General features: G+C 66.7%; 12 protein-coding genes. 11 read left to right on the forward strand and 1 reads right to left on the reverse strand.

The window, feature by feature from the left end; translation table 11 throughout:
* Positions 1 to 76 precede the first annotated feature (76 nt).
* From AC1M2K_RS07780 to AC1M2K_RS07795, 4 genes are read left to right on the forward strand one after another with little or no spacing between them, the layout of a single operon-like run.
* Positions 77 to 1,204, forward strand: coding sequence for a histidinol-phosphate transaminase (locus tag AC1M2K_RS07780; RefSeq protein ID WP_480240520.1), 1,128 nt, complete (start codon positions 77 to 79; stop codon positions 1,202 to 1,204).
* Positions 1,205 to 1,208: 4 nt separating this feature from the next.
* Positions 1,209 to 2,348, forward strand: coding sequence for a thiamine pyrophosphate-dependent dehydrogenase E1 component subunit alpha (locus tag AC1M2K_RS07785; protein ID WP_480240521.1), 1,140 nt, complete (start codon positions 1,209 to 1,211; stop codon positions 2,346 to 2,348).
* Between the two features lie 29 nt (positions 2,349 to 2,377).
* Positions 2,378 to 3,343: an alpha-ketoacid dehydrogenase subunit beta gene (locus AC1M2K_RS07790; RefSeq protein WP_480240820.1), complete on the forward strand. Its 966-nt coding sequence runs from the start codon at positions 2,378 to 2,380 to the stop codon at positions 3,341 to 3,343.
* 28 nt (positions 3,344 to 3,371) lie between these two features.
* A complete protein-coding gene (locus AC1M2K_RS07795) occupies positions 3,372 to 4,712 on the forward strand; it encodes a dihydrolipoamide acetyltransferase family protein (RefSeq protein ID WP_480238597.1) in 1,341 nt (446 codons plus the stop codon).
* A gap of 95 nt (positions 4,713 to 4,807) precedes the next feature.
* On the opposite strand, the gene AC1M2K_RS07800 is transcribed toward AC1M2K_RS07795, so the two are convergent.
* The gene (locus tag AC1M2K_RS07800) at positions 4,808 to 5,446 is read right to left on the reverse strand and encodes a hypothetical protein (protein WP_480240522.1); all 639 of its coding nucleotides are present in this window, start codon (positions 5,444 to 5,446) and stop codon (positions 4,808 to 4,810) included.
* 419 nt (positions 5,447 to 5,865) lie between these two features.
* Between AC1M2K_RS07800 and AC1M2K_RS07805 the strand changes: the two genes are divergently transcribed.
* From AC1M2K_RS07805 to AC1M2K_RS07835, 7 genes are all read left to right on the forward strand, one after another.
* Entirely contained in the window at positions 5,866 to 7,212 is a 1,347-nt protein-coding gene (locus tag AC1M2K_RS07805) for a quaternary amine ABC transporter ATP-binding protein (RefSeq protein WP_480240523.1), read from the forward strand.
* Positions 7,209 to 8,147: an ABC transporter permease gene (locus AC1M2K_RS07810; RefSeq protein WP_480240821.1), complete on the forward strand. Its 939-nt coding sequence runs from the start codon at positions 7,209 to 7,211 to the stop codon at positions 8,145 to 8,147. Before AC1M2K_RS07805 ends, AC1M2K_RS07810 begins: the two co-directional genes overlap by 4 nt.
* Before the next feature lie 73 nt (positions 8,148 to 8,220).
* Complete coding sequence (locus AC1M2K_RS07815; RefSeq protein ID WP_480238594.1) at positions 8,221 to 9,111, forward strand: glycine betaine ABC transporter substrate-binding protein; 891 nt, start codon at positions 8,221 to 8,223, stop codon at positions 9,109 to 9,111.
* 122 nt (positions 9,112 to 9,233) lie between these two features.
* On the forward strand, positions 9,234 to 10,217 hold the full coding sequence (locus AC1M2K_RS07820) for a metal ABC transporter solute-binding protein, Zn/Mn family (protein WP_480240524.1): 984 nt from the start codon (positions 9,234 to 9,236) through the stop codon (positions 10,215 to 10,217).
* Positions 10,214 to 11,053: a metal ABC transporter ATP-binding protein gene (locus tag AC1M2K_RS07825; protein ID WP_480240525.1), complete on the forward strand. Its 840-nt coding sequence runs from the start codon at positions 10,214 to 10,216 to the stop codon at positions 11,051 to 11,053. The genes AC1M2K_RS07820 and AC1M2K_RS07825 overlap by 4 nt, the downstream gene beginning before the upstream one ends.
* An 11-nt stretch (positions 11,054 to 11,064) precedes the next feature.
* Positions 11,065 to 11,928 carry a metal ABC transporter permease gene (locus AC1M2K_RS07830; protein WP_480238949.1) on the forward strand — a complete coding sequence of 288 codons (864 nt, stop codon included), beginning with the start codon at positions 11,065 to 11,067 and terminating at the stop codon, positions 11,926 to 11,928.
* A gap of 30 nt (positions 11,929 to 11,958) precedes the next feature.
* Complete coding sequence (locus AC1M2K_RS07835; protein ID WP_480238948.1) at positions 11,959 to 12,354, forward strand: Fur family transcriptional regulator; 396 nt, start codon at positions 11,959 to 11,961, stop codon at positions 12,352 to 12,354.
* Positions 12,355 to 12,397: the final 43 nt, after the last annotated feature.

Raw genomic sequence — 12,397 nt, forward strand, 5'->3', positions numbered from 1 at the left:
CTCCCGCGACCCGACGCCTGTGGTCGCAGGTTCCGAGCATTCCCATCCCGGAATAGCGCCTGTCTAGACTCAGACGGTGACATTCACCCCAGCCAACGCCGACGAGCCCGCGCCGCCCGCGGTCAAGCTCCGCCCGGAAATCCTCGCCAGCCCGCCGTACCGGCAGGGCAAGCCCGCAGGGGCTGACGCTTTCAAGCTCTCCAGCAACGAGAACCCGTACCCACCGCTGCCGGGTGTTCTCGAAGCGGTGATGGCCGCAGGCGCCTTTAACCGCTACCCGGATGCGTCCGCGCTGGCCCTGCGTGAGGTCCTCGCCGCCAGGCACGGCGTCACCAGTGACGAGATCCACGTCGGTTCGGGGTCGGTCGCCCTGCTCAGTCAGTTCATCGCCGCAGCCGCAGGGCCCGGCACGACGGTCGTCTACCCGTGGCGCTCCTTCGAGGCATACCCCGGCCTCGTCACCGTCGCCGGCGCGACCAGCGTGCAGGTGCCGAACCGCGCAGACGGATCTCACGACCTGCCCGCGCTCGCCGCAGCCGTGGACGACACCACCCGGGTCGTCATCGTGTGCTCACCGAACAATCCGACGTCCACGGTCGTCACGGCATCCGCGTTCGACGAGTTCATGGCCGTGGTGCCGTCCGACGTTCTCGTCCTCCTCGACGAGGCATACGCCGAGTTCGTCACCGACCCGGATGCCGTCCGCGGCCTCGATCTCGTCGGCCGGTACCCGAACCTCGTCGTCCTCCGCACCTTCTCGAAGGCCTACGGCCTCGCCGGACTCCGGGTCGGCTGGGCGATCGGCCCCGTTCCCCTCCTCGACGCGGCACGGGCAGCGGCCATCCCACTCTCCGTGACCCAGCCTGCGCAGGTCGCCGCAGTGGCGTCGCTGCAGCTCGAAGACCAGCTCCTCGAGCGGGTGGCCAGACTCAGCGCACTTCGTGACCGGTTGCGATCCTCACTCGAAAGCCAGGGCTGGGTGATCCCGGCCGCGCAGGGCAACTTCGTCTGGCTGGCCACAGGTGCTGAGACGGATGCCGCCAACGACACCCTCCTCGCGTCGGGTATCGTCGCCCGCGCGTTCCCCGGCTCAGGCATCCGGGTGAGCATCGGGGAGGACGAGTCTGTGGACAAACTCCTACCGATCGCGCAGGGAATTGTGGAGTCTCTACCAGCCGGGCATCCGGCGAGGCGGTTAGGTTAGAGCAATGGCGGAAACTGAGAGCACATCACCCGCGCCTGCAGTGCAGATCCTCACCACCGATGGAACGATCGCGCCGACCGCGTCGGCCGAGCCCTACCTCGGTTACCTGGACCGGCTCACCGAAGCCGACCACGAACAGTTCTACCGGGACATGGTCATCGCCAGGGCATTCGACACCGAAGCCGCGAACCTGCAGCGCCAGGGCCAGCTCGCGCTGTGGCCGCCGTGCCACGGCCAGGAAGGCGCACAGGTCGGTTCAGGTCGGGCCGCCCGTGCCCACGACCACATCTTCCCTTCGTACCGGGAGCACGCCGTCGGCCTGATCCGCGGCGTCGACCTGCTCGGCATCATCGAGGTCATGCGCGGAACCACGCACTCCGGCTGGGATATTTCCGACCCGGCCAACGGAAACTTCCGCCCGTACACGCTCGTGATCGCGGCGCAAGCGCTCCATGCCACCGGCTACGCGATGGGCGTGAAGTTCGACGGCGACACAGCAACGGGTAACCCTGATACCGACCAGGCCGTGATGGTCTACTTCGGCGACGGTGCCACCAGCCAGGGCGACCTCAATGAGTCCCTCGTCTTCGCGGCCAGCTACCAGACGCCGCAGGTGTTCTTCCTGCAGAACAACCACTGGGCGATCAGCGTGCCTGTGACCACGCAGTCGCGCACGCCGCTGGTCCAGCGCGGGTCCGGATTCGGCATCCCGAGCGTCCAGGTCGACGGCAACGACGTGCTCGCCAGTTACGCAGTCACCGCCAAGCACCTCGACGATGCCCGATCCGGCGGCGGACCTCAGCTCATCGAAGCGCTCACCTACCGGATCGGCGCCCACACGACGAGCGACGACCCGACGAAGTACCGCACGCAGGAGCTCACCGACTCCTGGGTCGCCAGAGACCCCATTGTCCGCTTCGAAGCGTTCCTGCGCGGCCAGGGCGCGTCCGACGCGTTCTTCGCCGGCGTCGCCACCGAAGCGCATGACTACGCCGCAGACATCCGCCGCCGCACCCACGCGATCGAAGACCCCGACATCGGGCTCATGTTCGACTCCGTCTACGCCGACGACCACCCGGTGATACTCGAGCAGAAGCAGTGGCTCGAACGGTACGAGACCACGATGGGCGGTGGAGCCGCGTGAGCGAAAGCATCGACAGCGCGCTGCAGACCATGCCGATGGCCAAGGCGCTCACCGCCGGCCTCCGGCAGGCCTTGGCGAACGACCCGAAGGTCCTGCTCATGGGGGAGGACATCGGTAAGCTCGGCGGCGTCTTCCGCATCACTGAGGGACTCCAGGCCGAGTTCGGTGAGAAACGCGTGCTCGACACCCCGCTGGCCGAATCCGGCATCATCGGAACCGCCATCGGTCTGGCGATGCGCGGCTACCGCCCGGTGTGCGAGATCCAGTTCGACGGGTTCATCTACCCGGGGTTCAACCAGATCACCTCGCAGCTGGCGAAGCTCGCGAACCGTAACGAGGGTTCACTGCAGATGCCCGTCGTCATCCGCGTGCCGTACGGCGGACACATCGGAGCCGTCGAGCACCACCAGGAGAGCCCTGAGGCGTACTTCGCCCACACGGCCGGCCTCCGTTCGGTCAGCCCGTCGACCCCGAACGACGCCTACTGGATGATCCAGGAAGCGATCGCGTCGAACGACCCGGTGATGTTCTTCGAGCCGAAGAGCCGGTACTGGCCGAAGGGCGACGTCGACCTCTCCGGTTCCGCCGCTCCGCTGCACGCCAGCCGAGTGGTCCGGCTGGGAACCGACGCCACCCTTGTCGCGCACGGGGCAATGGTCAGCGTGCTCCTCCAGGCCGCCGAGCTCGCCGCTGAAGACGGCATCAGCCTCGAAGTCGTCGATCTGCGTTCGATCTCACCGATCGACTACGGACCCCTGCTGGAGAGCGTGCGCAAGACCGGCCGTCTCGTCATCGCACAGGAGGCATCCGGAAACGTCTCCGTCGGTTCGGAGATCGCCGCCACCGTCGCAGAGCGCGCCTTCTACTCGCTCGAAGCCCCCGTCCTCCGAGTGTCGGGTTTCGACGTGCCGTTCCCTCCTGCGAAACTCGAAAAGCTCTTCCTCCCCGACGCGGACCGCGTCCTCGAGGCCGTCGACCGGGCACTTGCCTACTAGCGTCCTTCGACGCTGAAAGAGAGAAACCATGAGCGAGTTCCAGTTCCTGATGCCGGACGCCGGTGAGGGACTCACCGAGGCCGAAGTGGTGTCCTGGAAGGTGGCGCCGGGCGACACCGTCGAGCTCAACCAGGTGATCGTCGAGATCGAGACCGCCAAGTCACTCGTCGAACTGCCGTCGCCGTACGAGGGCACCGTGTCGGCCATCCTCGTCCAGGAGGGCACGACCGTCGACGTCGGAACGCCGATCATCTCGATCGACGCCGTGGCCGACGAAGCGGATGCCGGCGCACCGGCCGCCGCTGCTGTCGCCCCTTCGGCGGTCTCAAGCGAAACCGAGGAAGCCGTCGCGGACACCCGCAGCTCCATCGACGAGGAGAAGCCGGGAGCGGTCCTCGTCGGATACGGCAACGCCGGCCACGTGACGTCGCGTCGCCGCCGCGGACAGGCGGATGCCGTCGCACCCGCGGCCCGCCCGGCATCCACCACGTCCGCCCCTGTGGCCACCGGTCCGGTGATCGCGAAGCCGCCGATCCGCAAACTGGCCAAGGACCTCGGTGTCGACCTCAAGCTCGTCCTGGGGACCGGAATCGGCGGGGAAGTCACCCGCGACGACGTCGTCCGCGAAGCCGGCCAGGCCAGCGTCTTCCGCAACATCGAGACGCCCGAGTGGGGCGACAATCGCGAAGAGCGGATCCCGGTCAAGGGCATCCGCAAGCAGATCGCCAACGCCATGGTCGAGTCGGCGTTCAAAGCGCCGCACGTGTCGCTGTTCGTCGACGTCGACGCGACCCGCACGATGGAGTTCATCAAGCGCCTCAAGAACTCCACAGACTTCGCCGGAGTGAAGGTGTCGCCGCTGCTGATCATGGCCAAGGCGATGATCTGGGCCGTGCGCAGGAACCCCACGGTCAACGCCACCTGGACCGATGAGGAGATCATCGTTCGGCACTACGTCAACCTCGGTGTCGCCGCGGCCACCCCTCGGGGCCTGATCGTGCCCAATGTCAAAGAAGCGCAGGGGATGACCCTGCTGCAGCTGGCGCAGTCACTCGAGCAGCTCACCCTCACGGCGCGCGATGGCAAGACGCCGCCGTCCGACCAGCAGGGCGGGACGATCACCATCACCAACATCGGCGTCTTCGGGATGGACACCGGCACGCCGATCCTCAACCCGGGTGAGGTCGGCATCGTCGCCCTCGGCACGATCAAGCAGAAGCCGTGGGTCGTCGACGGTGAAGTGCGACCGCGATTCGTCACAACGCTCGGTGCGTCGTTCGACCACCGTGTCGTCGACGGTGACGTCGCATCCCGGTTCCTGGCCGACGTCGCGTCGATCATCGAAGAGCCAGCGCTCCTGCTCGACTGACCTGCATCACCGCTGACGCGCGGGTGAATCGGCTCCGCGCGGGTGTTTTTCCACCCGCGTCAGGCCGAAACGCCCGCGCGTGCGCTCAGGCTCGGCTAGAAGCCGCCGCCGAAGTCCCCTCCGCCGCCGAAGTCGCCGAAGCCTCCTCCGCCGAAGTCGCCGCCGCTGCCACCGAAGTCGCCGCCTGCGTTGTAGTCGCCGCCACTGTAGTCGCCGCCCGCGTCCGCGCTCGCGTCACCACCGGTGTCACCGCCAGAGTCTCCACCAGAGTCCCCGCCGGCGTCACCGCCCTCACCCCCGGCGTCGGGCATGAACGCCCCGACGACGGCCGATGCGACGAAGTAGCCGGCAACGGTGCCGAGCAGGGAAGCGCCGAGCATGCTGCCGAAGCTCGGGCCGGTCATGGTGCGTTCCATGGTCCCCGGCTGCCGCAGTTCGGTGCGGGTCGCCGACTGCGCCAGCGAATGCGCGTCGTCACCCCGCGGGGCATCTCCAGGCGCGGCGTCCGCACTGAGCTGCTGGAAGAGCAGGCGGCGCTGCTCTGGAGTGAGCTTTGCGAAGGCCTCTTCGTGGGCCTGCTCGATCGCCTCGGGCGGCGCGGTGCGCAGTAGATAGCGGTAACGCTCGACGGCGATCTCGTCATCGGTCCGTGCGGTTCGCGGCTGAGGAGCGTACTGCGGCCGTTGCTGCGGCTCTGGCTGCTGCGTGCCGAAAAGTCTGTCGAAAAAGCCCATGGTCTGCTCCCTAGGTTCGAAGTGAACACCTCCAGTCTAGGAACGGATGCCGTGAGCCCACTGCGAATAATTCGGCGGCATCAAGCGAAGGCCCGGGACCGCCGAGCGGCGCGAAATAGGGCTTCGGTGCCCAACCTGTTAGGGTCATTGACGGCCATGAAGGCCGAAACGCTAGTCCGCGGACGAATGTGACACAGCAATGTCGCGCATTCGGACGTATGGTCCTGCGACGTTGGCGGTGGCCCCATGGCCGCGCCGGCACAACCCCCGATTCGCTTCTGACGCACAGGTCGTCGCCGCTTGATGGGTGGGGTTCGTGCATCCGTCCCTGACCCGGTCGTAACTACGCGAGCAGCTGTTCGCATCGAGCCGGATTTCGACCGGAGGATGCCTCACGCCTGCGTGCGCCTGGAGAACACGTGACCGACACGATTGCCGTCAAGGCGAACAATGTCTACAAAGTATTCGGCAAGAAACCGCGCGAGGTCGTCAAGCGACTTTCAGCGGGAAAAACCCGCGACGAACTGAGCCCGCTCGGGACCGCCGCCGTCATCGACGCCTCTTTCGAGGTGAAGAAGGGCGAGATCTTCGTCGTCATGGGGCTCTCGGGCTCCGGCAAGTCGACGCTGATCCGCATGCTCAACGGGCTTCTCGAGCCGACCTCTGGGACCGTGACCGTCGACGGGTCCGCAGTCAGCGGGGTCCCGGCGAGCCAGCTCCGTGAGGTGCGCCGCACGAAGATCTCGATGGTGTTCCAGCACTTCGCCCTGCTGCCGCACCGCACCGTCCTCGACAACGCCGCCTACGGCCTCGAAGTTCAGGGCGTCCCCCTCGCTGAGCGTCGCGCCCGGGCACAGGATGTCGTCTCCCGCGTCGGACTCTCCGGCTGGGAAGACAAGCTTCCGTCCGAACTGTCCGGTGGAATGCAGCAGCGCGTCGGCCTCGCCCGCGCCCTGGCAGCCGACACCGACGTGCTCCTGATGGACGAGGCCTTCTCGGCCCTCGACCCGCTCATCCGTCGTGAAATGCAGGAGCAGCTCGTCGACCTGCAGCATGAGCTCGGCAAGACCATCATCTTCATCACCCACGACCTCAACGAGGCCATGTTCCTCGGCGACCGGATCGCGGTCATGCGTGACGGACGGATCGTCCAGGTCGGCACCCCGGACGAGATCCTCACCGACCCGGCCAACGACTACGTCGCGCAGTTCGTGCAGGACGTCGACCGTGCCAGGGTCCTCACCGCAGCCAGCGTGATGGAACCCGCCCGCGCCGTCGTGTCCGGCTCTGCCGGCCCCCGCGCCGCTTTGCGCACCATGCGCGACATGCAGACATCCTCCGCCTTCGTGGTCGGCAACGGCCGCAAGCTCCTCGGCGTCGTGCACGACCGCGATGTGCTCAGGCAGGTGAAGGCCGGCAACGCCGACCTCATGGAGATCGTCCGCAACGACCCCGCAACGGTCGGCCCCGACCAGTACCTCGTCGACCTCTTCGAGCCGGCAGCGGAAAGCCAGCTGCCCGTCGCGGTCGTCGACGACAAGGGCCGCCTGCTCGGTGCGATCCCGCGCGTCACCCTCCTCGCCGCCCTCGCCAACGTGTCAACGGCGACCGGTGAGAACCAGATCATCGAGTCGACGGCCACCGTCGCCGTCGACGTCATCACCCAGACCCTGCGGGAGACCGCCGGCCTCACCGACGAAGTCGATTCGAGCAGGGTCGCCTCCGCCGACAATGCCGATGCTTCGCGAGAAGGGAGCTTCGCCTGATGGACTTCCGTATTCCGATCGGCCAGTGGGTCGAAGACTTCGTCGATGTTCTCACCGACACCCTCCAGCCCGTGTTCGACGTGCTCCGTGCCGTCTTCCTGGGTCTCTACGACCTCGTCAACTGGGTGCTCCAGTCGCCGCCGTTCTGGGCGATCCTGCTCGCGGTCGCCGTGCTGGCCTTCCTCGCGAAGGGCTGGAAGCTCGCCGTCGGCGTGCTCGTCGGCTTTGGGCTGATCGTCGCGGTCGACCAGTGGGAGAACGCGATGGATTCCCTGTCGCTCGTCCTCGTGGCCAGCTTCATCGCCGTCCTCATCAGCGTGCCGCTCGGCATCCTCGCCGCCCGATCGGACAGCGCGTCTCGGATCATCAAGCCGATCCTCGACTTCCTGCAGACGATGCCCGCCTTCGTCTACCTCATCCCTGCGCTGATCCTGTTCCGCGTCGGTGTCGTCCCCGGCATCGTGGCGACGATCATCTTCGCCCTGGCCCCCGGCGTCCGGCTCACCGAGCTCGGCATCCGCGGCGTGGACAAAGAGGTTGTCGAAGCCGGACACGCCTTCGGTTCATCGCCGTTCCGCATCCTGCGCCAGATCCAGCTTCCGCTCGCCATGCCCAGCATCATGGCCGGCGTGAACCAGGTCATCATGCTGTCGCTCTCGATGGTCGTCATCGCCGGGATGGTCGGCGCAGGCGGACTCGGCGGCGACGTCGTCGCCAGCCTGAACCGCATCGACATCGGACTCGGCTTCGAAGCCGGACTGTCCGTCGTCATCCTGGCCATCGTGCTCGACCGGCTGACGGCATCCCTCGGCACCCGCAAGCCGCGGGTGAAGAAGGCGGATGCGCCTGCATCCGATCCAGGTGCAGACGAGCCCTCCGAGCAGGGGCAGCTCGTCGCGGCTGGTCCTCGTCGCTCGCCCGGAACCTCGGCCTGATCACCGCCCCCACAATCGTCGAACCCGCCCACGCGGATTCGATCTGTCCAATCGCACCAACGAGAGGAAAATCATGAAGAACAGCAGCAAGATCGCCATCGCAACACTCGCAACAGCAGGACTGATCGGCCTGGCCGGTTGCGCCAGCCCCGACGCGGGCGCGAGCGGTGGAGAAAAGACCGACATCACTCTCGCCGTGTTCAACGGCTGGGACGAAGGGGTTGCCACCAGCTGGCTCTGGAAGACCATCCTGGAAGAAGAGGGATACGACGTCGAGCTCGAATTCGCTGACCCGGCTCCCGTCTTCGAAGGACTCTCCTCCGGTGACTACGACTTCACCACCGATGTCTGGCTGCCCAACACCCACGAGGCCTATCTCGAGACCTATGGCGACGAGATCGTCGAACTCGGCGCGTGGAACGAGGACTCGAAGCTCACCCTCGCGGTGAACGAGGATGCTCCGATCGACACCATCGCTGAGCTCGCCGACAACGCGGACCTGTTCGACAACCGCATCGTCGGCATCGAGCCGGGCGCCGGCCTGACCGCAGCCATGGAGGACGAGGTCATCCCGACCTACGGCCTCGACGACATGGAGTTCCTCACCTCCTCGACCGCAGCGATGCTCTCCGAGCTGAAGTCGGCGACCGACAAGGGTGAGAACATCGTTGTCACGCTGTGGGAGCCGCACCGCGCGTACGCGCAGTTCCCGCTCAAGAACCTCGAGGACACCGAGGGTGCCTTCGGCGACACCGAGAGCCTGTACAGCTACGGCAGCACCGAGTTCACCGAGAACTCCCCGAAGGCCGCCGGCTGGCTCGAGGACTTCACGATGGACAGCGAGACCCTGATGTCTCTCGTCGAAGCGATGTTCATCGACTACGAGGGTGACGACTACGCCCCCGTCGTCGAGAAGTGGATCTCCGAGAACCAGGACTACGTCGACGGCCTGACCGCGAAGTAGAACCGTCACACGAATTGCCCGGATCTCGGGGTGTGCCTTCACCGGCACCCTGACATCCGGGCGATTCGTTTCTCCGGCGTCTCGTGTTGATAATCGTTATCAATACCGGTAACGTATTCCGAGTGAACCTGCCCCGCCGTCTCGCCCCACTCGTCCTTCTCCCCGCAGCAGCACTCGTTCTGAGCGGATGCGCCGCCGCCGAAGGCGACACCGCCGACGCAGGCGGGATCACCGTCGTCGCCTCCACCAACGTCTACGGTGACATCGCCGAGACCATCGGGGGAGACACAGTGACCGTCACGAGCGTCATCGACTCGGCGGCCCAGGACCCGCACAGCTATGAGGCAAGCGCCCAGGACCAGCTCGCGATCTCCAAGGCAGACGTGATCGTCGAGAACGGTGGCGGATACGACCCGTTCATCGACACCCTCATCGACGCGGCCGCCGCAGACGACGTCACCGTGCTCACCGCGGTCGACCTGTCCGGGCGTCTCCCCGACGCGGCTGAGGGCGAGCACGCCGAGGGTGACGAGCACGACCACGAGCACGACGCCGATGGCGACGACCACGGCCACGTCGAGGGGTTCAACGAGCACGTCTGGTACGACCTGTCCACCGCAGACGCCGTCGCCGAGGAGCTCGCACACCACTTCGCCGAAATCGACCCTGACAACGCCGATAGCTACGACGCCAACTACACCGGGTTCGCCGCCGACATTGCCGCGCTGACGGAAGCGGCATCCGTCATCGAGGCCTCCGCCGACGGAACCGGTGTCGCGATCACCGAGCCGGTCCCGCTGTACCTGCTCGAGGCATCCGGCCTGGTCAACCGCACACCTGAGGCGTTCAGCGAAGCGATCGAGGAAGGCACGGATGTCAGCCCGGCCAGTCTCAGCGAACTGCTCGACCTGATCGGCGCCGGCGACATCTCCCTGCTCGCCTACAATGAGCAGACGAGCAGCCCCGAGACGGAACGCGTCCGCGAGGCAGCCGAACAGGAATCCGTCCCTGTGGTCTCCTTCACCGAGACCCTGCCGGACGGCGAGGACTATGTGAGCTGGATGACCGACAACATCACCGCGATCTCGGACGCGCTGGATTCGTGACCGAACCGGCCCACCGGCATCCCAGCGATCCCATTCTGAGCCTGTCCGACGCTGCTCTCGGATTCGGCGATCGGGTGCTCTGGAAGGACCTCACCCTCGACGTCTGCGCCGGGGAGTTCCTCGCCGTGCTCGGGCCGAACGGGTCAGGGAAGACCAGTCTGCTCAAGACGGTCCTCGGCCAGCAGCCGCTCGACTCGGGGACGATCCGTTTCGACGGGCACCCGGTGCGTCGTGGTGACCGGAGGATCGGTTACATCCCGCAGCAGAAACTCATCCCAGGCGGCACGCCGATGCGCGGACGTGACCTCGTCGCCCTCGGCGTGAACGGCCACCGGTTCGGACTGCCCGTCAGTCGTGGCGCGGAGAAGAGGCAGGTCGATGAACTGCTGGATGCCGTCGGCGCTTCCGGCTACGCGGACGAACCGGTCGGCAACCTCTCCGGAGGCGAGCAGCAGCGACTCCGGGTCGGCCAGGCGCTCGCCGGCGACCCGCGGATGCTGCTCTGCGACGAACCCCTGCTCAGTCTGGACCTGCAGCACCAGCGCGGGGTCTCCGAACTCATCGACAGGCGCAGGCGCGAGCACGGAACCCCTGTCGTCTTCGTCACCCACGACGTCAACCCTGTCCTCGGGATGGTCGACCGGATCCTCTACCTCGCCGGCGGGCAGTTCCGTGAGGGGACGCCGGACGAAGTGCTGCGCAGCGAGGTCCTGACCGAGCTGTACGGAACCCCCGTCGAGGTGCTCCGCACCGGCGGCAGGGTCGTCGTCGTCGGCATCCCGGACAGTGAGACCCATCATCATCACCACCACCCCCACGGGGAGGTGGGCGCGTGATCGCCGGACTGATGCGCCTCGCCGAGGACGACCTGTGGTCGCGGATGTTCAACTTCGAGAACTACGGGGAACTCCTCGGCCTCGTGCACAACTCGATCGCCGCAGGTGCGATCCTCGGCATCGTCGGCGGGCTCATCGGAGTCTTCGTCATGCAGCGCGACATGGCATTCGCCGTCCACGGCATCAGCGAGTTGTCGTTCGCCGGCGCCGCCGCTGCCCTCCTGTTCGGGATGAACGTCGTGGCCGGGTCGCTGGCCGGTGCGCTCGTCGCCGCCATCGTGATCGGGATCCTCGGCTCGCGTGCCAGGGACAGGAACTCGATCATCGGCGTCCTCATGCCGTTCGGGCTGGGTCTCGGAATCCTGTTCCTGGCCCTGTACCCGGGGAGGAGCGCCAACAAGTTCGGCCTGCTCACCGGCCAGATCGTCTCCGTCGACGACCCGCAGCTGGGCTGGCTCAGCGCGATCAGCCTCGTCGTGCTCGTCTCCCTGCTGCTGATCTGGCGCCCGCTGAGCTTCGACAGCCTCGACGCCGACGTGGCCGCTGCACGGGGAGTGCCGACACGATTCGTCTCGCTAGCGTTCATGGTGCTGCTCGGGCTGATCGTCGCCGTCTCCGTGCAGATCATCGGCGCACTGCTCGTCCTGGCGCTGCTGGTCACGCCTGCGGCCGCCGCCCTGCGCCTCTCCGCCTCTCCGATCGTCGTGCCAGTGCTGTCGATGCTCTTCGGATTCGTCTCGGCAGTCGGCGGCATCCTGTTGGCGATCGGCGGCTCGCTGCCGATCAGCCCATACATCACGACGATCTCCTTCGTCATCTATCTCGTGGCGAGGCTGGTGGGCCTGAAAGCGAAGCCCCGGCCCGGGCTACGCTAGAACCATCGACAGAGGCGGTGAATCGTGGCAGTGAAAAGAAACACCTGGCAGCGCGAAGCTGTCCGTGAGGCGCTCGATTCGCGCGACGGGTTCGTCAGTGCGCAGGGCCTGCACCAGGGGCTCCGAGATTCGGGATCCCACATCGGACTCGCCACCGTCTACCGGGCCCTCGCCGACCTGGCCAACGTCGGCGAAGCCGACTCCCTCCAGTCGCCTGAGGGCGAGAGCCTCTACCGTGCGTGCGCATCCACGGGGCACCACCACCACCTGATCTGCCGCAACTGCGGCCTCACCGTGGAGATCGCGGCCACCGAGGTGGAACAGTGGGCGAGACAGACGGCATCCGACCATGGATTCACGGATGCCAGACACATCGTCGACATCTTCGGGCTCTGTGCCGCGTGTACGGCGGCAGCGGCGCACTAGCGACGCCCGTTCGCAGAACCGCGGAATCTCCTGTACGATAGAC

The organism is Mycetocola sp. Y171, assembly GCF_056713165.1.